Genomic DNA, 20,888 nt, shown 5'->3' on the forward strand with positions numbered 1-20,888 from the left:
ATCGCACGGCGGTTTCGCCACGCCAGATTGTGAACGTGGCGGGTTGGTCGAGGACCTTGCTGAAATCGACAGCGGGATCGGTACTCGATAGCTCAACGGTCAGATTGAAGGGACTGCTGATGCCCTCGGTTAGTTGAAAACCAACGACATCGAACGCAATACTACCGGCTGCTTCAAAAGTAAAGCGCACATCACTCTGACGGGGCATGCGTTTGACCTCCTTGTTGCTGAATGCTGACTCGACTGAGAATTCTTGAAATAACGGACTGCTTATTAATCGATGTGGTCGATACGAAAATCGTAAGCTGCGCGAGATACTGAACCTAAGCGCCCCCGTAGGAGTTGCGCGACATCAATGCCTTTGCAGACCGACAGCGCAATCTCATCGTCCCCTCGGAAATATCTGAAACAGTTGGGGTGTATTGGCGAGCTGGAAGAATTTCGTAATTTTTGTTGGCAACTCTGTGCATAACCACCATCCCGCCCTCCGCCCGCGAACCCGCCAACACCCCGCCACACGGCGCTTGCAGCGCGTCACCCGAACCGCCTCACCGTCGCATTTCGCATCCACGACCCCGCACAAGCGATAATGCCGGGCGCGGGCCGCTGGCCCTTCCTCTTCTGGAGTCGAATCTGATGTTCCGTATGTCCCCGCTTTTCCGTGCGCTGTGCGCGTCGGCGCTGCTTGTCACCGCGTTGCCCACGTTCGCTCAGGCGCTGCCTACACCAGCCGCTTCGGCCACGCCGGCCGCTGGAGCGACCTCGGGCGCGCCGCAGACCTTGCCCGCCGGCGCGATGGCCGTGGTCAACGGCGTGCAGATTCCGCAATCGGCGCTCGATAGTGCCGTGCAGGCGGTGATCAGCCGCAACCAGGACGCCACCGACTCGCCCAAGCTGCGCAAGGCGCTCAAGGAGCAGTTGATCGTGCGCGAAGTGATGCGCCAGCAGGCCGTCAGCGCGCACTACGATCAGCGTCCGGAAATCGTCCAGGCATCCGGCACGGACAAGACCGATCTCGTGATTCGCGCGTGGATGCAGGACAACGTGCACGTACCGGCGCCGACGGAACGCGAAATCCGCGCGCGCTACGACACCACGAATGTGGAACTCGGCAAGTTCGAATTCAAACCGCAGGTGATCGTGGTCGCCGACCAGAAGCTTGCGCAGGATGTGATTTCGAAGGCCAAAGCGGGCCAGCCGTTCGACGCGCTGGCGCGCGATTACAGCATGGTGCCGTCGAAGGCGAACGGCGGCGAAATGCCGTGGGTCAGCTTCAGAACGCCGGTCAAGGAAGGCAACACGCATGGCGTGCCGGTGGAATTCGCGCGTGCGCTCGCTCAACTCAAGGTGGGCGCGGTCGCGCCGCAGCCGGTGCGTTCGGGCCAGGCCTGGGTCGTCGTGAAGCTCGAGGACAAGCGCGCGATGAAGGTGCAGCCGTACAGCGAAGTGAAGGAAGAGATCCGCCGCGAACTGACGGCCGAAGCGATGGACGCGGGCGCGGCCAAGCTCGTCAAATCGCTGGTGCAAAGCGCGACGATCGTCCAGTAACGCGCGACACGAAGTAAAAAGGGCGCTTGAGTGACCTCAAGCGCCCTTGTGCGTTTACCGACCGCGTTTCGTTTTACCGCTCGCCGCGCAGCTTGAACACGCTGACCAGTTGCGCGAGCGTGGCGGCCTGATCCGAAAGCGCCGCGGCGGCACGCTCGGCGTCGCCGACCAGCACGGCGCTCTGCTGCGTGGCCTCGCCGATCTGCGAGACCGCGATGTTGACCTGCTCGATGCCGCCCGATTGCTCGCGCGACGCCACGCTGATTTCGGCGATGATCGCGCGCACTTCCTCCACGCGCGTGACGATGTCGCGCATCGTCGTGCTCGCTTCGCCCGCGATGCGGTAACCCGTGTCGACCGTCGCCGACGATTCCGAAATCAGCGCCGCGATCTCGCGCGCCGCCGCCGCGCTGCGCTGAGCGAGCGCGCGCACTTCGCTCGCGACCACCGCGAAGCCCTTGCCGTGCTCGCCCGCACGCGCGGCTTCCACGGCCGCATTGAGCGCGAGGATGTTGGTCTGGAACGCGATGCCGTCGATCACGCTGGTGATATCGGTGATCTTCTGCGAGGCGCGGCTGATGTCCTGCATCGTCGCGACCACGCGTTCGACCGCGCGTCCGCCGTCGAGCGCCGCGTCCGCTGCGCCCGTCACCACGTTATTGGCGCGCTGGGCGTGATCGGCGTTCTGCTGCACCGTCGAGGTGATCTCTTCCATGCTCGCCGCCGTCTCTTCGAGGCTGCTGGCCTGGCTGGCGATACGCTCGGCGATCTCGCCGCTGCTTTCGGCGATGCGCGCGGTGTCGTCGCTCATCTGCGCACTCGCGCCGCGCACTTGCGAAACGATCTGCGCGAGACCCACGCCGATGCCGTCGATGGCCTGGGTCAGACGGCCGATTTCGTCGGCGCCTTGCGCGCTCGCCGGGCCTGCTGCGTGCGTCGCTTGCGCCGCGCCGATGCGCACCGTCAGGTCGCCCGCCGCGAGTTGCCCGGCGGCGTGCGCGGCGGCGTCGAGCGGCTGGCTCACCATGCGCCGCGCCGCGTAGATCGACAGCGCCGCGAACAGCACGACCAGCGCGAAGCCGATCGCCGCGAAGTCGTTACGCGTGGTGTTCACTTCGGCCATGATCTCGTCGCGCGGCACCACGCCGCCCACCAGCCACTGCCATTGCGGCACGCTCACGAACGAGACGAGCTTGGCGTGCGCGTCGCGCTCTCCGAGCGTGGCGTCGGCGCTGCTGTAATCGAAGGTGCCTTCGTGCGCGTCGAGCATGCGCGAGTAGGGCGCGTTGGCATCGTCGAAATGCTGGCCCACGGCGGCCGGATGCACGAGGAAATTGCCGCGCGCCGCGCCGTTCGAGGCGTCCATCACGAAGTAATAGCCGGTGTCGCCCAGCTTCAGTTTGCCGATCTCGCTCTTGATCGCGCCGATCTGCTTGTCCACGTCCACGCCCACGAAGAGCGCGCCGATCACCTTGCCGCTGGCATCGGTAATGGGCTTGTATTCGGTGATGTACTGCTTGCCGAACAACTGCGCGAGACCCGAGTAGCTGCGGCCGTCGAGAATCGGCGCGTAGGCCGGACCTTTGCGGTCGAGCAGCGTGCCGATCGCGCGCGAGCCGTCCTGCTTCTTGAGCGAGGTGGTCACGCGCACGAAGTCGTCGCCGGTGCGGGCGAACACGGTCGCGATGGCGCCGCTGCGCGCGAGGAATTGATCGGGAATCGAAAAATCGAGGTTCAGCACACGATCGCCCACTTTGAAAGTCGGCGTGGCCTTGCCGCCGATATCGACGGTCTGCGTCGGATCGAGCGCGAAGTCGCCGGGCAGGAAGCTGGCGAACAGCGTCATCGAGCGATCGACTTCGGCGTCGAGCGCACTATCGATCAGCGCGATGGTGGACGCGACCGAGCGATCCTTTTCGGCGATACGCGCGCGCACCTGTTCGCCGACCTGAGTGGCGGCGCTATGGGTGATGGCTAGCGTAAATGCGATAAAGATCGCCGCGACGATCACGCACGAAAGCAGCGCGAGACGCACACCCACACTGGTGCGTCGCTGGACGAATGAAATCATTGAAGCGGTTCCTGAAGAAATGATGCCGGGAACTGGCGCTTTCGAAGCGCTGGCATACGGATTACGGCCAGCTTTAGCGATCCTTGAGGGGTGCAGAAAAAAAAGCGCCAACGTTTGCGTATGAATACGCGCGAGCGCCGATATGGGGTGCGATCTGGGTGCGTTGATGCGTAAGGGATTGCGCTGGATCGATGCGTGAAAAGCGCTATAGCGTGTCGAATATTTCGCACGCTGAAATATTATTTTGTGGTGCGTGAAAATATAGGAAATGGCGCTGCATATGAAATGCCGCGCCATATAAAGGCGACGTTATGAACGATCGGGACGATCGCGCCAGGTGCGCAGCAGCAGCGCATTGGTCACGACGCTCACGCTCGAAAATGCCATCGCCGCGCCCGCGATCATCGGATTCAGCAGACCAAAGGCCGCGAGCGGAATACCGATCAGGTTGTAGATGAAGGCCCAGAACAGGTTCTGCTGGATCTTGCGCCACGTGCGCCGCGAGATGTCGATGGCGGCGGCCACGAGCGCCGGATCGCCGCGCATCAGCGTGATGCCGGCGGCGTGCATGGCAACGTCGGTGCCGGTGGCCATGGCGATGCCGATATCGGCGGCGGCGAGCGCGGGCGCGTCGTTGATGCCGTCGCCGGCCATCGCCACGATCGCGCCGGTGCGGATCTTCAGATCGCGCACGGTGCGCGCCTTGTCGTCGGGCAGCACCTGCGCGTGTACTTCGTCGATGCCGAGTTGCGCGGCCACGGCCTGCGCGCTGCCTGAGTTATCGCCGGTCACGAGCACGCTGCGGATGCCCATCGCCTTCAATCGCGCGATGGCGTCGCGCGCCGTGGGCTTCACGGTGTCGCCGAAGGCGAGCAGGGCGAGCACAGCGTTCGCGTGCGTGTCCATCAGCCACGAAACGGTGTTGCCTTGCGCTTCGAGCGCCTTCGCGCGATCGGCGAGTTCGGGCGCGACCGCGAGCTTCAGTTCCGCAAGCCAGCGCGCGCTGCCGATGGCGAGACGGCGGCCATCGACCTCGGCTTCCACGCCACGGCCGGGCACGGCGCGCGCCTCGGTTGCGGCGGGCAGTGCGGCGCCGTGCGCCTGCGCCTCGAACGCATTCACCACGGCTTTCGCGAGCGGATGATCGCTGTGCTGCTGGACGGCGGCGGCGAGTGCGAGCGCATCGGCGCGCGCGATGTCTTGCGCGGCTTCGAACGCGGCGAGCGACGGCTGGCCGAGCGTGAGCGTGCCGGTCTTGTCGAAGGCCACGACGCCTACGTCGTGCGCGGTTTCGAGTGCTTCGGCATCCTTGATGAGTACGCCGTGACGCGCGGCCACGCCGGTGCCCGCCATGATCGCGGCGGGCGTGGCGAGGCCGAGCGCGCACGGGCAGGCGATCACCAGCACGGCCACCGCGTTGAGAATCGCGGTTTCCGCCGACGCGCCCGCGAGCAGCCAGCCGCCCAGCGTGAGCGTCGCGATCACGAGGATCGTGGGTACGAACACGGCACTCACGCGATCGACGAGACGCTGGATCGGCGCTTTCTCCGCCTGCGCGTTTTCGACGAGGCGGATGATGCGCGCAAGCGTCGTTTCCGCGCCGATGGCGGTCGTGCGCACGGCCAGCAGCCCTTCGCCGTTGATCGAACCGGCGGTGACGGAGTCGTCGGGCGACTTCGGCACCGGCAGGCTTTCGCCGGTGATCAGCGATTCGTCGATATGGCTGCGGCCTTCGAGCACGATGCCGTCGGTCGGCAGACGCTCGCCGGGACGCACGACCACGATCGCGCCGACGCGCACCTGGGCAAGCGGCACATCGCGCTCGACGCCGTGTTCGCGAATGCGCGCGCGCTCGGGGCGCAAGGCGTTGAGGGCGCGGATGGCGTCGGTGGTCTGGCGCTTCGCGCGCGCTTCGAGCCACTTGCCGAAGCGCACCAGCGTGATGACGACCGCCGAAGCCTCGAAGTACAGATGCGCGCTCTCGCCGGGATGCGCGAGCATCGCGTAGACGCTCACGCCCCAGGCCGCCGAGGTGCCGAGCGCGACCAGCAGATCCATATTGCCCGCGAACGCGCGCACGGCCTTCCAGGCGGCGCGGTAGAAGCGCGCGCCAAAGCCGAACTGCACGATGGACGCGAGCACGAACTGCGCGGCGGCGGGCAGCATCCAGTGCAGGCCGAGCCAGTGACCGAACATCGGCACGACGAGCGGCGCGCTGAGCACGGCGGCGATCAGCACGGCGCGCAGTTCGCGGCGCGCGGTGGCTTCGGCGATTTCGGCGCGCGACGGGGCGGCGGCGTCCGGTTGATCGTCCGTGGCCGCGGGAGGCGCGTCCTTGACGATGGGCGTGGCTTCGTAGCCCGCTTTCTGGACGGCGGCGACGAGGCGCTCGCGGGTCTCGGCGTCGAGCGGCGCGTTCAGGCGCACCGACGCTTCTTCGGTCGCGAGGTTCACGCTGGCGCTCGCGACGCCCGGCACGCGCGAGAGCACCTTTTCGACGCGATTCGAGCAGGCCGAGCAGGTCATGCCGCCGATCGCGAAGTGCGCGGTGTCGGCGGGGTCGCTGGATGGCGATGCGGGTTCCGGCACTGCGACCGGGGTGGCTTCGTAGCCAGCCTTCTGAACGGCAGCGACGAGTTGAGACGTGAGCGCGGCGGCGCTGGCGGCATCGGCTGCGGCTTCGACGGTGGCTTTTTCCGTGGCGAGATTGACGCTCACGCGCGCGACGCCCGGCACCTTGGCCAGCGCCTTTTCAACGCGCATCGCGCACGACGCGCAGGTCATGCCGCCGATGTCGAGTTCCGCCACGCTGCGGGCCGCCTGGCCCACGCTTTCGGCGATAAGGGGTTCGTTCATGATGTGCAAACGCGATCTGATTCGATAGGAAGCAGTATCTACGTTCCCATCATGGGAAGGTCAAGGGGCTATTTGGGCTATTTGGGCTCTTTCGAGTCGAGCCAGCGATTCCCCCCCGCCCCCCGTAACGAACAATTGCCTCCGTCAGGCTTTTCTTAGTCTTTTGTGGGCGATACGATAGCGACCGGCGGCATTGGCCCCGCTGCGCGCATTGGACCAACAGCCCTTGGGGGGGCTGGCGCGTTTTGCCGGAGGCCGGTCGACGTCACCCATGGACCGCCCGCTTCGTACAGAACCAACAAATGACAACAAAACGTTGCACTATGCCCTTTTTACGCGCCTGCGCCGCTCTGGCGGGCGTGGCCCTCATCGCCGGATGCGCGTCCGCGCCCGAGGGTGCAGCACCCAAAAACAGCAACGGCTGGGTCAAGGACGAAGTGTCCGACTCCTACGTGTTCGCCTATCCGCTCGTGCTGATGGACGTCTCGCGCGAAGCCGCCACCGGCAACGCGCCCGGCCAGGCCGCGTCGAACACGCTGCGTAACGCGCAGTCGCTGCCGCCCGTCGGCGCGTCCAGCCCGCCCGAACCCAATCTCGATACGCTCGTTTCGACCGGCTGGCTCGATCTCGGCAACGAACCGGTGCTGATCTCGCTGCCCGATACGCATGGCCGCTACATGGATGCGCGCGCGCTCGACATGTGGACCAACGTGCTCTGGTCGACGGCAACGCCCGCCAACGAGCGCGTGAACGGTCTGAAGGCGCAAACGATTGCGTTCGTCCCGGCCGGCTGGAAGGGCACGCTGCCCGCGCGCGTGAAGCGCATCGACGTGAGCACGCGTTATGCGTGGTTCATCGCCCGTATCCAGACGCGCGGGGGCGCCGATCTGAACGCGGTGCGCCGTCTGCAGCGCGGTCTGCGCGTGGCGCCGCTGGCCGCGTGGGACGCGCACGGCAAGCGCGCGGCGCAGGCCGAGGCTCAATCCGGCGCGGGTCTGAGCGGCGATCCGGTCGAAACCGGCGCGCCCGCCGCGCGGGTTGCGGCGCTCGACGCCAATGGCTACTTCAACCGCCTCGCGCTGGCGCTGGAAGACAACGCGCCGGTGCCCGACGACCAGCACGCGCTGAAGATCCTCGGCGATATCGGCGTGCATCCGGGCGATGGCGCGCAACTGCCGTCGGGCAGCAAGGATATGGCGATGGTGAACGCGGGTCTCGCCGATGGCCGCACGCGCGTCGCCACGCCGCCGTCGAACCTGCTGGCGGGCAACGGCTGGCTCTGGATCGGCGACGATGCGGGCAACTACGGCCCTGACTATTCGCTGCGCGCCTACGCGGCGTGGGCGTCGCCGGGTCTGCCGACCAGCCGCGACGAAGTGCGCGCGCGCGTCGCGCAGGACAGCGACGGTCACGCGCTCAACGGCGCGAATCGCTATGTGATTCACTTCAGCGCCAAGCAGTTGCCGCCGGTGCGCGGCTTCTGGTCGATCACGGCCTACACGACCGATGGCGCGCTCGATGGCGATGCGCCCGTGCGTATCGCGTTTGGCGATCGCAACGGCGCGCGCCGCAATCGCGATGGTTCCATCGACGTGCATGTGAGCGCCGAGCGTGCGCGTGGCGGCAGCAACTGGGTGCCGGCGCCGAAGGGCGATTTCCGCCTCGTGCTGCGCATGTACGCGCCGAAGCCGCAGGCCACCGACGGCAGCTGGCAACCGGCCGCGGTCGAGCGTCAGTAAGTTGAATCGAAGTCGTAAAGTCTGAACGCAGCGGCGCATCCCGCCGCTGCGTTTCTTCCGCGCGCGGCGTTCTGCGGCGCGCTCCCATCTGACATTTCCTGTCGATTTCCCCGGCGTTTTACAGCCGCGTATCGCGCCATCGGGCCTATACTTCGGGGCAGTCGGGCCCATCTGTCTGTCGAATTCAGCAGGGCACAGCCCAAGCCGTTCCACCATCCGCGGCGAACCTGTCGCCGCGTCACTGGCCAGCAAGCATGGCAAGCCTCAACAAAGCAACGCTGACTACTTCATTGCAATCGGTGCGCGCCGCCGCGCGTGCGCCGCGTACCCGCAAGATCTTCACGGGTCTCGTCATCTTTCTCGTGGTGTTCGGCCTGCTCGGTTTCTTCGCCGCGCCGCCGCTCATTCGCCATATCGCCGAGCAGCAGTTGAGCCAGCAGCTCGACCGTCCCGTCACGATTGCGCGCATCGCGCTGAATCCCTACACCTTGCGGCTCGAAGCGGATCGCGTGCATATCGGCGAGCGCGGCGCTCAGGGCGAGTTCTTCGATGTCGAGCGGCTGGTGGTGAAGCCGTCGTGGTCGTCGCTCTTTCGCATGGCGCCGATCGTCGATGAAGTGCGGCTCGATTCGCCGCGCGTGACCATCGTGCGGCTCGACGCGCAGCGTTTCAATTTTTCGGATCTGATCGATAAATTCTCGAAGCCGTCCGCCCAGCCCAGCAGCAAGCCCGCGCAATTTTCGGTGTCGAATATCCGCATCGAAAACGGTCAGATCACGTTCGACGATCGCCTGCTCAACGAGAAGCACGTGATCGACCGCTGGACGCTGGGGATTCCGTTTATCGCCACGCTGGCGTCGAAAACCGACATCTTCGTCGAGCCGCTGCTGCGTGCGCGTATCGACGGCGCGAGCACGCTCGCGATCGACGGCAAGACCAAGCCGTTCGCGGCTTCGCGAGAGTCGGAAGTCGAGTTGCGTCTGACCGGTCTCGACGTGCCAAAGCTGCTGACCTATGCGCCGACGAAGCTGCCCATCGCGCTCAAGAGCGGCAAGCTGTCGACCAATCTGAAGCTCGATTTCGTGATGTCGGGCGAGAAGCCGACGCTGCGCGTTTCGGGCACGACGGACCTCGACGATATCGATGCAACCGACAACGCCAACGCGCCGCTCTTCGGTGCGCGCGGGCTGCATGTCGCGGCGGCGTCGCTCGAACCGTTTGGCAACGTCTATCGCTTCGACACGATTCGCCTGGATGCGCCAACCGTCTGGCTCGCGCGCGACAAGGCCGGCGTGCTGAGCGTCGAAAAACTCGTGGGCGCGCCGGCGGCGAAAGCAGAAACGCCCGCCGATGCCAAAGGCAAACCGGTGGTGAGCGCTTCGGCGGCTGCCGTGGCATCGGCGGCATCGGCGGTGAAGGCCGAAGTCGCGGAAAAGGCGCCGCCGCTCGATCTCTCGATCCGCCAGTTGGCGGTGACCGACGGCACGCTCCACGTGCACGACGAAGCCGCATCGAAGCCCGTCGATCAGACCTTGAGCAACGTAGCCGCGACGCTTGCAAACTTCTCGACCACGGCGAAAGCGCCGGCGCCTTACACGCTCGCCTTGAGCACGCAGGACGGCGGCGCGGCGCAGGTCTCGGGCAACTTCGGCATGGCCGCGAAGCACGCCGACGCGAAGATCGCCTTGCGTGCCTTGCCGCTGCCGCCGATGCAGCCGTATCTCGACAACGCGATGGCCGCGCAGATCGTCGACGGCAAGCTCACGCTCGATTCGACCGTGACGGCCGACTGGGCGAAGTCGCCGGCCGCCGTGCAGGTGGGCGCGAGCACGATCGGGCTCGACGCGATCAAGATCGCCGCGCGCGGCGCGAAAACGCCGGCCGTCGCGCTCGCGAAGGGCACGGTGCAGCTTACGCAGGTCGATCTGGCGGCGCGCACGGCGCAGATTGCATCGGTGGAAGCGAACGGCCTCGCGGTGAACGCCGAGCGTCTGAAAAACGGCGATATCGACTTGATGAAGCTGGCGGGCGGCCATGAAGCCGCGCCGCAGCGCTCGGCGATTCACGCGGCGCAGAAGTCGGTCAAGGAAGGCCCGGCGTGGCACTACAAGATCGATAGCGTCAGCGTGAACGGCGGTTCGGTCAACTTCACGGATAGCTCCACGCAGCGCCCGGTGAAACTGGCGATCGCGCCGCTCGACCTCAAGGTCCAGCAGATCAGCGACGATATGCGCCACGCGCTGCCCATCGAACTGAAGGCGACGGTCAACCGCAAAGGCACGCTGGCGCTCGACGGCGATGTGAACCCGACGCCGCTCAAGGCGCAACTGAAGATCGACGCGAACCGGCTCGACGCCGCGGCTTTCGAGCCGTATTTCGGCAATCAGTTGAATGCCGTGATCGCCAGCGCGCTGCTCAATATGAAGGGGCAACTGGCGGTTGAGCAGGGCAAGGCGCTCAAGGCGAACTATCGCGGCGACGTGGCGCTGGTGGATGTGCGCATGCTCGACAAGGCCACGTCCGACCCGTTCGCGGGCTGGCGCTCGCTCGCGCTGAGCAACCTCAAGGCCACCTACGACGACGCGCGCGGCACCGATGTCGACGCGAGCCGCGTGACCTTCGCGGGCTTCTACGGCCGCGTGTTGCTGGACGCGCAAGGCAAGCTCAACCTCAAGGACGTGGTGGCGCACCAGAGCGGCGAAGCGCAATCGCTCACGCGCGACACCAGCGCCGGGCAGCGCGGCGGCCGCGAGCCGGTGCCGCTCACGCCGCAGGCCGCGAGCGCGCCGGAAATGGCGTCGGCGCCGGTGCCGGCTTCGGGCGCGACCACTGTGACCGCGGCGCAGCCGCCGTCGAAACCGGTGCGCCTGCACTTCGGCCAACTGGTGTTGCAGGCCGGCCGCGTGAACTACACCGACAACTTCATCAAGCCGAATTACACCGCCGACCTCGTGCAGATCCAGGGCACGGTGGGCGCATTCGGCACGGAATCGACCACGCCCGCGCCGGTCGATGTGTCGGCGAAACTGTCGGCCAACGGACCGATCTCGATCAAGGGCACGGTGAATCCGCTGATCGCCAAGCCTTCGCTCGATCTCACCGCGAGCGCGCACGATATCGAGCTGACCAACCTCACGCCGTATTCGACCAAGTACGCGGGTTACCCGATCACCAAGGGCAAGCTCAACGTCGATCTGCACTATCAGCTCGCCGATGACCAGCTCACCGCGAACAACCACATCTTCATCGACCAGTTGACCTTCGGCGATCACGTCGATAACGACACCGCGACCAAACTGCCGGTGCGTCTCGCGATTTCGCTGCTGAAAAACCGGCGTGGCGAGATCGACGTGAATATTCCGGTTTCGGGTTCGCTCTCGAACCCGGAGTTCAGCCTCGGCGGCTTGATCTGGAAAGCGGTTTTGAATCTGGTCGCGAAGGCGGTGACGGCGCCGTTCTCGCTGCTCGCCAATGCGTTCGGCGGCGGCGGGCAGGAACTGGGTTACGTGGAGTTCGAACCGGGCCAGGCCAAACTCACCGACGCCGACGACAAGAAGCTCGACACCATCGCCAAGGCGCTCGACGACAAGCCGTCGATCAAGATCGATCTGATCGGCCGCGTCGATCCGGCTGTGGATACGCCCGCGCTGCGCGAGCAGTACGTCGATCATCTGGTGCGCATGCAGAAGGTCAAGGACACCGTGGGCAACGGCGAAAGCGTGGATACGTCCGAGGTGAAGGTCGATCAGAAGGAATACGAAAAGTATCTGACCAAGGCGTACAAGGACGGCGACTTCAAGAAGCCGCACAACATGATTGGCTTCACGAAGTCGATGCCAGTGGACGACATGAAGCAGGCGCTCGCCGAACACGCGCCTGTGGACGACGCCACGCTGCGCGATCTCGCGCAACAGCGCGCGCAGGCGGTGCAGCAGTATTTCGAAGGCAAGGTCGATCCGAGTCGCGTGTTCGTGGTGGCGCCCAAACTCGACGCGAAAGGCATCGACGACAAGGGCGCGACGACGCGCGTGGATTTCGGCCTGAAGTGAGGGCGTGACGGCGAGGCGCGTCGGTGTACGCGCCTCGCAGGAAATCGCGCTTGAGCGTTATGCGGCGAGCGCAGCGGGCACGCGCCGTTTGACCCACTGCGTTGCCTGATCGTAGGCATGCGCAATCTGCAGCACGGACAGATCGGCTTGCGGCTTCCCGATCACCTGCAGACCCATCGGCAAGCCTTGCGCATTGAAGCCGGCCGGCACGCTGACCACCGGCAAACCCGCCAGACTCGCGCCGATCACCACTTCCATCCAGCGGTGATACGTGTCCATTTCGCGGCCCGCGATCGACTTCGGCCAGGGCTGGCTGGCATCGAACGGGAACAGTTGGGCGCTCGGCAGCGCGAGATAGTCGTAGCGCTCGAACAGCGCGAGCAGCGCGTTGTACCACTGGCTGCGCGCGACCGACGCATTCCACACGTCTTCGCCCGAGAGGCTGAAGCCGCCTTCCACTTCCCACTGCGCTTCGGGCTTGAGCAAATCGCGCTTCACGGGATCGCGATACAGCGCGCCCAGCGAGCCCGCCACCGAAAAGTGACGCAGCGTGCGCCAGCAATCCCAGAGTTTTTCCATCGGATAGTCGGGCTGCGCGGCGTCGACCTGGCAGCCGATTGCGCCGAAATCCTTCAGCGCCGTTTCGCAGAGCGAGAGCACGCCGTCTTCCATCGGCAGATAGCCGTCGTAGTTGCCGAGCCAGCCGATCCGCGCGCCGCCGAAGTCGCGCGCGAGCGGTTGCGCGAACTGCGCGCCGTCCTCGGCGATGGAGAGCGGCGCGCGCGCGTCGTAGCCGGCTTGCGTCGACAGCAGCATGGCCATGTCGGGGACGCTGCGGCCCATCGGGCCTGCATAGCCGAGCTGGTTGTAGAACAGATCGGCGGCGGGCACCGAAGGCACACGCCCTTGCGACGGACGGAAGCCGAACACGTTGTTCCAGCCAGCCGGATTGCGCAGCGAGCCCATCATGTCGCTGCCGTCGGCCACGGGCAGCATGCGCAGCGCGAGCGCCACGGCCGTGCCGCCGCTGCTGCCGCCCGCGCTGCGCGTGGCGTCATAGGCGTTGAGCGTGGTCCCGAACACCGTGTTGTAGGTATGCGAGCCCAGACCGAATTCCGGCGAATTGGTCTTGCCGATAAAGATCGCGCCCTGCGCGCGCATGCGTGCGGCCATCAGGGCGTCGGCTTTCGGCACTTCGTCGCGGAAGAGCGGCGAACCTTGCGTCGAGGCGATGCCCGCGGTGGCCGTGAGGTCCTTCGGCGCCTGCGGCATGCCGTGCAGCCAGCCCTTGTATTCGCCGCGCGCGAGTTGCGCGTCGTGTTCATCGGCTTCCTTGAGCAGCGCCGCGCGCTCGCGCAGCGACACGATCGCATTGGCCGGCGTGTTGACGCGCGCGATGTGATCGAGGAAAGCGCTCATCACTTCGCGGCACGAGACCTTGCGCAGGCGAATCCATTGCGAAAGTTCGAGCGCGTCGGCGGCGACGATGTCCTGGGGTGTGGCGGGCGATGCCTGATTCATGTGCGACTCTCGTGAACGGTGGTTAAACGATGGATTGCGGATGGAACAGGGGCAGCTTTTATTGTCGCGCGTCAAACTCGCAAGCGAAAGGAAACGGCTGGTTGCCGCGTGAATCAGCGGTTGCCGCTTTGGGCGAGATTTAGCCGATGTGGATCGGTTTCGCCCCATTGATAACGCGATGCATCGGGTTAACCCCCGCGACTTGGGCTTCGTCGTTTCAGATTTTTCCTATGCAAAAAGGGGAGTGTGTCGTTCAGGCTGTAGTTTTCAAGCCGAAAGGCAATCCGAATTCACGCCCCCGAAAACATGGAACAAAAAATGAAGCGCATCGTGGTTATCGACGATCATCCGATCGTCCTCAAGATGCTCGCCAACGTCCTGCATACCGAATATGAACTGGTGGGCGAATGCGGTGATGGGGAAGAGGGCCTGCGTCTCGTCCACGCCTTGCAGCCGGATCTCGTTATTCTCGATCTCGAATTGCCGAAGCTCGATGGCCTGTCGGTCATTCGCGGCATCCGCGCGAAGCCGTTCGATACGCGCATTCTGGTGTTGTCGGCCAAGCCCGAGCAGGTCATGGCCAATCACACGCGCATCGCGGGCGCGAACGGTTATGTGAGCAAAAGCCGCGGCGTGGAAGAACTGTGTGGCGTGGTGAAGGCGGTGCTGCTCGGCTACGACTGTTTTCCGGCAGGCAGTTGCGGCGGCGGGCGCGACGTGGCGCTCAACGGGTTGTCGCCGCGCGAGGTCGAGGTGCTGCAATATCTCGCGCGCGGCATGAGCAACAAGGGCGTGGCGGCACGCCTCGGTCTTTCCGACAAGACCGTGAGCACCTACAAGACGCGCGTGCTCGATAAGCTCGGTGTGTCGTCGCTGGCGGCGTTGATCGAATTCGCTACGCTGAACAAACTGATCGATTGATTCATGTGTAGATGTGCTGCGGCCGCGTGCCTTTCATGGGTACGCGGCCGTTTTATTTGCAGGTCGCTTCGCGTGGCATCGATGCGTAAGATGTGCAGAAAAGCACGCAAGGACCATAAAACCAACGCGCAAAAAAAAAGCCCCAACCAGTTGTGGTCGGGGCAATGAGAATACACCGTGCGCTCCGGGGAACGAAACGCCCGATTACCTTACCGTCACGGCGCAAACGAAGCAACGCGACTGCATTACCCTGCATTACCCTCTGCACGATGATTCATCCGGCAAGCCGCACGCGGATTCCAGCGTGGGGAATGCAAACACGCCCTGAACGGTTGTGCATCAAGGCTGAAATCGATTCGGATACCGAATCAGGCAAAAGAGGTTTCAATCGCGCCGATGCGCGCGTCGAGTAAGTAAAGGAAATACGATGCCGATCGGGTGTTTGCATACGCATTGCATTGCGCATGCCGACAATGCGCCGAGGCCGGTCTTTCCTTGCGGAAGAGACCGGCCTCGGCGGGTCACGCCTGATCGATCAATCGATCAGTAGCGCGGCGGGGGCGGCGGACGATGGTCGTCGTCGCGGTAGTGCGGGGGACCCGCATCGTGCGGATGATGGTGCATCCACTCGTCGTGTTCCCAATAGCGGTGGCCGTCCCAGTAACGGTTGTCGTGCCAGCCGATCGACAGTTGCACGCCCACCGGCATCATGTGCGCTTCGCCGTAATGCGGCGCCGAGTCGGCGCGCAGACCGTAAGGCGCAGACTGGGCGAAGGCGCTCGAGGCACCCATCAGCGCACCGCCTGCCAGCAGCGCGGCTGCGAGAGCGCGTGCGGGGGTCTTCCAGCTCTTCGTGTTCATGTTCTTTCCTCCTCTTCGAGATCGCCGTTCGCCTGGTGCAGTGCATGGTGCGCTGCGTTGCGTTCGGCCATGGATCAAAGCTTATCGGGCGGAAGTCGGTGAATACGTGAGCACTTGTAAGCTTTCATTTCGAGCCAGCCGACGCCTGAAATCGCCGATTTAACCTTTAGGCCTTGATGCGAAAAGGATTACCGGGTCTTTCTGAACCTTGCCATCGCGTTTCAAAGGGTCAGGTTGTCAAGAGGCGTTACATTCCATGCCCGGCTGGCTTTGGCTCATACGAATGGTTGTGATCGCAACATGTCAATCACGATTCATTTTCCATTCATATTCCTTTCATTTGCTCGATTTTCCAGATTCCGGTGTTTTGCCGAGGTCGATTGCAGCCTGAGAACCCACTTGCGCACGCAACTCGTATTTCTGGATTTTGCCCGTCGCGGTACGCGGCAACTCGCCAAACTTCACCACGCGCGGCACCTTGTAATGCGCGAGCAGACCCCGGCAATGCGCGATGATCTCTTCGGCGGTCGCGCTTTCGCCGGGGCGTAGTTCGACGAAGGCGCACGGCACTTCGCCCCATTTCGCGTCGGGCATCGCCACGACGGCGGCGAGCGCCACCGCCGGATGTCGATACAGCGTGTCCTCGACTTCGATGCTCGAAATATTCTCGCCGCCCGAAATGATGATGTCCTTGCTGCGATCCGTGATGCGCACGTAGCCGTCGGGCGTCATCACGCCGAGATCGCCGGTATGGAACCAGCCGCCGCGGAACGCGTCATCGGTGGCGCGTTCGTTCTTCAGATAGCCCTTCATGCAGATGTTGCCGCGGAACATGATTTCGCCGAGCGTTTCGCCGTCGTTGGGCACGGGTTCCATCGTCGACGGATTGCGCACGCTGATGCCGCTCTGCAGGTGATAGCGCACGCCCTGACGCGCGGCCAGGCGCGCCTGTTCGTCGTCGGGCAGCGTTTTCCAGCTTTCCTGCACGGCGCACACCGATGCCGGGCCATAGACCTCGGTGAGCCCGTACACGTGGGTGAGTTCGATGCCGATGGTTTTCATCTTCGCGATCACGGCCGGCGCGGGCGGAGCGCCCGCCACCATCGTGCGTACCGTATGCGTGATGCCTGCGCGATAGTCGGCGGGCGCATCGGCGAGTGCGCCTTGCACGATCGGCGCGCCGCAGTAATGCGTGACGGCTTCGCTGCGAATCAGATCGAACACGAGCTTCGCGTCGAATTTGCGCAGGCAGACGTTCACGCCCGCGCGCGCCGCCACGGTCCACGCGAAGCACCAGCCGTTGCAGTGAAAGAGCGGGAGCGTCCACAGATAGACCGCGTGCTTCGGCAAATCCCATTCGAGGATGTTGCTGAGCGCGTTCAGATACGCGCCGCGATGGTGATAGACCACGCCCTTCGGATCGCCGGTCGTGCCCGAAGTGTAGTTCAGCGCGATGGCGTCCCATTCGTTGGCGGGCGGCTGCCAGGCGTACTCGGGGTCGCCTTGTTCGAGGAAGGCTTCGTAGTCGGTGGCGCGCGGGAAATGCCCGGCATCGGCGGGCGCGATATCGGCGACGCTGATGATCTTCAGTTGCGGAAACTCCAGCGCTGCGCGTTGCGCGAGCGCCGCGAATTCCGTATCGACGATCAGCACTTTCGCTTCGCCATGGCGCAGCATGAAGAGCATGGTGGCCACATCGAGACGCGTATTGAGCGTGTTGAGCACCGCGCCGAGCATGGGCACGCCGAAGTGCGCCTCGACCATCGCCGGAATATTGGGAAGCAGCACCGCGACGGTGTCGCCGCGCCCGATGCCGGCGCGTTCGAGCGCGCTCGCAAGACGCCGCGTGCGCGCGTAGGTTTCGCGCCAGTTGCGGCGCACGTCGCCGTGCACCATCGCCAGGCGATCGCCATAGACTTCGGCGGCGCGCGCGATGAAATCGACGGGCGTGAGCGGCACGTAATTGGCTTCGCGCGGCGCGAGCCCCTGTTCGAACGGGTGCGTCATGGTGCTCTGTCTCCTGTCTGGCCTTCTGGCGGACGATTTGTCGGTATGATTCCCGCTACCGTAGCAGGGCCGCGCGCCCGAGTCTGTCGTTCGCGCGACAGAGCCAGATATGGCGCGTAAAAGCGGATTTTTCACTTCGAGATCAGCGCCGCGATGCACACCGACGAGCCACCCATTATGCCCCCGGAAAACGACGCCGCCGCGCGTCTGGCGGCGCTGTTCGAGCGCTGCGCGTGGTTCCGTGCGCTCGCGCCTGGGCATCGCGCCTGGGTGCTCGAAAGCGCGCATGCGCAGCACTACGCGGCGGGTGCGATCGTGGCAGCGCGCGAAGCGCCATCGGCGTACTGGCTGGGCGTGAGCAGCGGACTCGTCAAACTGGCGATCTTCAATGCTTCGGGGCGCGGCTGCACGTTTTCGGGCGTGCCGCACGGCGGCTGGTTCGGCGAAGGCAGCGTGATCAAGCGCGAGCCGCGCAAATACGACGTGATCGCGCTGCAGCCGTCGCTGGTGATGGCCGTGCCCGCCGATACGTTTCATCGGCTTATGGACAACAGCCTGCCGTTCAACCGCTTCGTGATCCATCAGCTGAACAATCGCATGGGCGAGTTTATCGGGCTGATCCAGAACAGCCGTCTGCTCGATGTCGATGCCCGCGTGGCGCAGGCGCTCGCGCAGATGTTCAATCCCGACCTCTATCCCGAGACCGGCCACGCGCTGGAGATTTCGCAGGAAGAGATCGGCATGCTGGCGGGCGCATCGCGTCAGCGCGTCAATCAGGCCTTGCAGACGCTCGAACGCGAAGGGCTGGTCACGCTGTCGTACAACCGCGTGGATGTCGCCGATCTCGACGCGCTGCGGGCTTTCGGGCGCGATCAGATTTAAGCTGCATCGCCGCGTTCTGGCAGAAGTCCTCACCAATCTTCCTGAGACTGGAACAGTCCTCCCCTCGCGGCCCGGTTTTTGGGTGCGCAGGCGCTGCGTAGACTTGTCGCATCGACTCGCCGGACGCACGGCAGATCGCCCGCGCAGCGAGTCCGTTCAGACCACAGGAGAGTACGGTGAAGAACGCAATGCTACGCACGGCGCTGGTTTCGATGATGGCAGTGATTCCGGCGATGTCGTTCGCCCAATCAGTCCAGTCCGTCCAGAATGGCCCGCTGACACGCGCCCAGGTGATCCAGGAACTGGTCGATCTGGAATCGGTTGGCTACAGCCCGGCGTCGGGCAACGACGTGAACTATCCCGACGATGTGCAGGCTGCGATGCTTCGCCTGCAGGCGAAGCGCGCCGCCGAAGCGCGGGTCGCGCAACAACAGCAGCAGCCGCAGCAGGACCTGAATCAGTCGGGTTATGGCGCGCAGCCGGCGCAGACGAGCGAAGCGGGTGGCCCGGGCGGCCCGGGCGCGGCAGCCGCGGTGCGTCGTGCCGAGCCGGTGGTTTATCAGCATCACTAAACAGTGTTGCGGGTTCGGATGAAGAAGCGCGGCCCTTCAGCCGCGCTTTTTTATGCGTCGGGCGGCACGCCCAGCATTTGCAGCGTGCCTTGCATGACGCCCGAAAACACCGGCCCGGCCACCGTGCCGCCATAGAACGATCCGCCCGCCGGATCGTCGATCATGACTGCGACGATCACGCGCGGCGCGCTCATTGGCGCCATGCCGACAAACAGCGCGCGATAGCGGTTCTTCGCATAGCCCGCGCCGATCTGCTTGCGCGCGGTGCCGGTTTTGCCGCCCACGCGATAGCCTTCGACATTTGCCGCGCGGCCCGTGCCGCCTTCGCGCGTGGCCATTTCCAGCATGTTGCGCAGCGACGCCGCCGAGGCGGCCGTCGTGACCGCGCGCGGTTGCGTGGCGGCCGATGCGTTGCCGTTCTCGTGCAGCAATTTCGCGGGATACATCGTGCCGTCGCCGGCATAGGCCGTATAAACCTGCGCAATCTGTAGCAGCGACGCCGACAGCCCGTAGCCATACGCCATCGTCGCCTGCTCGACCGGACGCCAGCGCGCCCACGGCCGCACGCGCCCGGCTGCGGCGCCGGGGAAGGTCACTTCGGGCCGCAAGCCCAGACCATATTCCTGATACTTGTTCCAGATAGTCTGCGCGGGCAGATTCAGCGCCATCTTCGCGAGCGCGATATTGCTCGACTTCTGGATCGCTTCGGACACGGTCATGCGGCCGTGATTCGAGGTGTCGTGAATCACGGCGGGGCCGATGCGGAAGGTGCCCGGCGTGGTGTCGATGATCGTGTTCGCGTTGACCTTGCGCAGATCCATCGACAGCGCGGCCACCACGGGTTTGATCGTCGAGCCCGGCTCGAAGGTGTCGATCACGGCGCGATTGCGCAACTGGCGGCCCGTGAGGCGCGCGCGATTATTCGGATCGAACGACGGCCAGTTCGCCAGCGCGAGGATGTCGCCGTTCTGCGCGTCGAGCACCACGACGCTGCCGGCCTCAGCATGATTTTTCGCGACGGCGGCCTTGAGTTGCGAATACGCGAGTTGCTGCACGCGGCGGTCGATGGTGAGCTGCACCGTGTCGCCGTTGCGCGGCTGGATGCGCTCGCTCGGCTCGGAGATCACGCGGCCCAGACGGTCGCGGATCACTTCGCGCTGGCCAGGCGTGCCGTGCAGGCGTTTGTCGGCGGCGAGTTCGACGCCTTCCTGGCCTTTGTCCTCGACGTCGGTAAAGCCCACCACGTGCGCGGCCGATTCGCCTTCGGGGTAGAAGCGTTTGGAGTCGGCGATCAGCGTGATGCCGCCGGTGGCCATTTCATCGATATGGGCGGCGGTTTCGGCGTCCACCTGACGCTTGAGCAGCACGAACGAGCGCTCGGGCGGCAGACGGCGGCGCAGTTCGGCGACCGGCATGTCGAGCAGTCTGGCGAGCGGCGCGTGCGCGGCTTCGTCGAGGATTCTGGGATTGGCCCAGATTTCGAAGGTTTCGAGGCTCACGGCGAGCAGCGCGCCATTGCGATCGACGATACGCCCGCGCATGGCGTCCAGTTCGAGCGTGCGCTGATAGCGCTTTTGCCCTTGCTTGACGTAGAAACCGTGATTGACGACCTGCACCCAGAGCGCACGCCCGGCGAGCGCGGCGAACGCGGCAAAGACGATGAACACGACGAGTTTCGAGCGCCAGGCGGGCAACTGCGGCGCCAGCATCGGATGGCGGGTCGCAGTGGCGTGCGGGTCGCGCGGCGGTTTCCTGGAGCGGATCATCGAGTGGTGCTGGGCGGATAGTCAGAATGTTATTGTAAACATAGAGTAATTAAATTGAAATTTAAGGTGGCGCTCGGTGGTGCTTGGTGGCGCAC

Annotated in this window: 12 protein-coding genes and 1 pseudogene; 6 read left to right on the forward strand and 7 right to left on the reverse strand. The window is 64.9% G+C overall.

The features are described from left to right. Positions 1 to 208 (reverse strand): annotated as a pseudogene (locus tag G3N59_RS35040) (type VI secretion system tip protein VgrG); the annotation flags it as partial. Positions 209 to 636: 428 nt separating this feature from the next. Between G3N59_RS35040 and G3N59_RS35045 the strand changes: the two are divergent. Continuing rightward, positions 637 to 1,548 (forward strand): peptidyl-prolyl cis-trans isomerase, encoded by a 912-nt coding sequence (locus G3N59_RS35045; RefSeq protein WP_205987512.1) that lies wholly within the window; start codon positions 637 to 639, stop codon positions 1,546 to 1,548. A 73-nt stretch (positions 1,549 to 1,621) separates the two neighbouring features. Here G3N59_RS35045 and G3N59_RS35050 read toward each other — a convergent pair whose 3' ends face one another. Together G3N59_RS35050 and G3N59_RS35055 are read right to left on the reverse strand one after the other, a co-directional pair. Next, a complete protein-coding gene (locus G3N59_RS35050; protein ID WP_205987526.1) occupies positions 1,622 to 3,619 on the reverse strand; it encodes a methyl-accepting chemotaxis protein in 1,998 nt (665 codons plus the stop codon). A 309-nt stretch (positions 3,620 to 3,928) separates the two neighbouring features. Further along, positions 3,929 to 6,475, reverse strand: a complete 2,547-nt coding sequence (locus G3N59_RS35055) for a heavy metal translocating P-type ATPase (RefSeq protein ID WP_205987531.1) — start codon at positions 6,473 to 6,475, stop codon at positions 3,929 to 3,931. Positions 6,476 to 6,777: 302 nt separating this feature from the next. On the opposite strand from G3N59_RS35055, the gene G3N59_RS35060 reads away from it, so the two are divergent. Together G3N59_RS35060 and G3N59_RS35065 are read left to right on the forward strand one after the other, a co-directional pair. After that, positions 6,778 to 8,214 (forward strand): DUF1254 domain-containing protein, encoded by a 1,437-nt coding sequence (locus G3N59_RS35060; protein WP_205987533.1) that lies wholly within the window; start codon positions 6,778 to 6,780, stop codon positions 8,212 to 8,214. Positions 8,215 to 8,468: 254 nt separating this feature from the next. Beyond that, on the forward strand, positions 8,469 to 12,263 hold the full coding sequence (locus G3N59_RS35065) for a DUF748 domain-containing protein (RefSeq protein ID WP_205987534.1): 3,795 nt from the start codon (positions 8,469 to 8,471) through the stop codon (positions 12,261 to 12,263). Positions 12,264 to 12,320: 57 nt separating this feature from the next. On the opposite strand, the gene G3N59_RS35070 is transcribed toward G3N59_RS35065, so the two are convergent. Beyond that, positions 12,321 to 13,784, reverse strand: coding sequence for an amidase (locus tag G3N59_RS35070; RefSeq protein ID WP_205987536.1), 1,464 nt, complete (start codon positions 13,782 to 13,784; stop codon positions 12,321 to 12,323). Between the two features lie 318 nt (positions 13,785 to 14,102). On the opposite strand from G3N59_RS35070, the gene G3N59_RS35075 reads away from it, so the two are divergent. Beyond that, positions 14,103 to 14,705: a response regulator transcription factor gene (locus G3N59_RS35075; RefSeq protein ID WP_205987538.1), complete on the forward strand. Its 603-nt coding sequence runs from the start codon at positions 14,103 to 14,105 to the stop codon at positions 14,703 to 14,705. Between the two features lie 543 nt (positions 14,706 to 15,248). Here the strand turns inward: G3N59_RS35075 and G3N59_RS35080 are convergent. Both G3N59_RS35080 and G3N59_RS35085 read right to left on the reverse strand, forming a co-directional pair. Continuing rightward, positions 15,249 to 15,566 carry a hypothetical protein gene (locus tag G3N59_RS35080; RefSeq protein WP_205987541.1) on the reverse strand — a complete coding sequence of 106 codons (318 nt, stop codon included), beginning with the start codon at positions 15,564 to 15,566 and terminating at the stop codon, positions 15,249 to 15,251. A 336-nt stretch (positions 15,567 to 15,902) separates the two neighbouring features. Continuing rightward, positions 15,903 to 17,573 (reverse strand): acyl-CoA synthetase, encoded by a 1,671-nt coding sequence (locus G3N59_RS35085; protein ID WP_205987544.1) that lies wholly within the window; start codon positions 17,571 to 17,573, stop codon positions 15,903 to 15,905. A gap of 177 nt (positions 17,574 to 17,750) precedes the next feature. On the opposite strand from G3N59_RS35085, the gene G3N59_RS35090 reads away from it, so the two are divergent. Continuing rightward, positions 17,751 to 18,455 (forward strand): Crp/Fnr family transcriptional regulator, encoded by a 705-nt coding sequence (locus tag G3N59_RS35090; protein WP_241024800.1) that lies wholly within the window; start codon positions 17,751 to 17,753, stop codon positions 18,453 to 18,455. A 188-nt stretch (positions 18,456 to 18,643) separates the two neighbouring features. Beyond that, positions 18,644 to 19,027 carry a DUF4148 domain-containing protein gene (locus G3N59_RS35095; RefSeq protein WP_205987592.1) on the forward strand — a complete coding sequence of 128 codons (384 nt, stop codon included), beginning with the start codon at positions 18,644 to 18,646 and terminating at the stop codon, positions 19,025 to 19,027. 50 nt (positions 19,028 to 19,077) lie between these two features. Here the strand turns inward: G3N59_RS35095 and G3N59_RS35100 are convergent, their stop codons facing one another. Then, positions 19,078 to 20,793, reverse strand: coding sequence for a penicillin-binding protein 2 (locus tag G3N59_RS35100; protein ID WP_205987548.1), 1,716 nt, complete (start codon positions 20,791 to 20,793; stop codon positions 19,078 to 19,080). Positions 20,794 to 20,888: the final 95 nt, after the last annotated feature.

The sequence above is a fragment of the Paraburkholderia sp. Ac-20340 genome, assembly GCF_017104965.1.
Classification (GTDB): Bacteria; Pseudomonadota; Gammaproteobacteria; order Burkholderiales; family Burkholderiaceae; genus Paraburkholderia.

What these genes read in the sequence shown, in the direction of transcription:
- G3N59_RS35070 (WP_205987536.1), bottom strand. Translation starts at nt 13,784, where the DNA reads ATGAATCAGGCATCGCCCGCCACACCCCAGGACATCGTCGCCGCCGAC.
- G3N59_RS35050 (WP_205987526.1), bottom strand. Translation starts at nt 3,619, where the DNA reads ATGATTTCATTCGTCCAGCGACGCACCAGTGTGGGTGTGCGTCTCGCG.
- G3N59_RS35065 (WP_205987534.1), top strand. Translation starts at nt 8,469, where the DNA reads ATGGCAAGCCTCAACAAAGCAACGCTGACTACTTCATTGCAATCGGTG.
- G3N59_RS35055 (WP_205987531.1), bottom strand. Translation starts at nt 6,475, where the DNA reads ATGAACGAACCCCTTATCGCCGAAAGCGTGGGCCAGGCGGCCCGCAGC.
- G3N59_RS35075 (WP_205987538.1), top strand. Translation starts at nt 14,103, where the DNA reads ATGAAGCGCATCGTGGTTATCGACGATCATCCGATCGTCCTCAAGATG.
- G3N59_RS35045 (WP_205987512.1), top strand. Translation starts at nt 637, where the DNA reads ATGTTCCGTATGTCCCCGCTTTTCCGTGCGCTGTGCGCGTCGGCGCTG.
- G3N59_RS35085 (WP_205987544.1), bottom strand. Translation starts at nt 17,573, where the DNA reads ATGACGCACCCGTTCGAACAGGGGCTCGCGCCGCGCGAAGCCAATTAC.
- G3N59_RS35100 (WP_205987548.1), bottom strand. Translation starts at nt 20,793, where the DNA reads ATGATCCGCTCCAGGAAACCGCCGCGCGACCCGCACGCCACTGCGACC.
- G3N59_RS35095 (WP_205987592.1), top strand. Translation starts at nt 18,644, where the DNA reads ATGCTACGCACGGCGCTGGTTTCGATGATGGCAGTGATTCCGGCGATG.
- G3N59_RS35090 (WP_241024800.1), top strand. Translation starts at nt 17,751, where the DNA reads ATGCCCCCGGAAAACGACGCCGCCGCGCGTCTGGCGGCGCTGTTCGAG.
- G3N59_RS35080 (WP_205987541.1), bottom strand. Translation starts at nt 15,566, where the DNA reads ATGAACACGAAGAGCTGGAAGACCCCCGCACGCGCTCTCGCAGCCGCG.
- G3N59_RS35060 (WP_205987533.1), top strand. Translation starts at nt 6,778, where the DNA reads ATGACAACAAAACGTTGCACTATGCCCTTTTTACGCGCCTGCGCCGCT.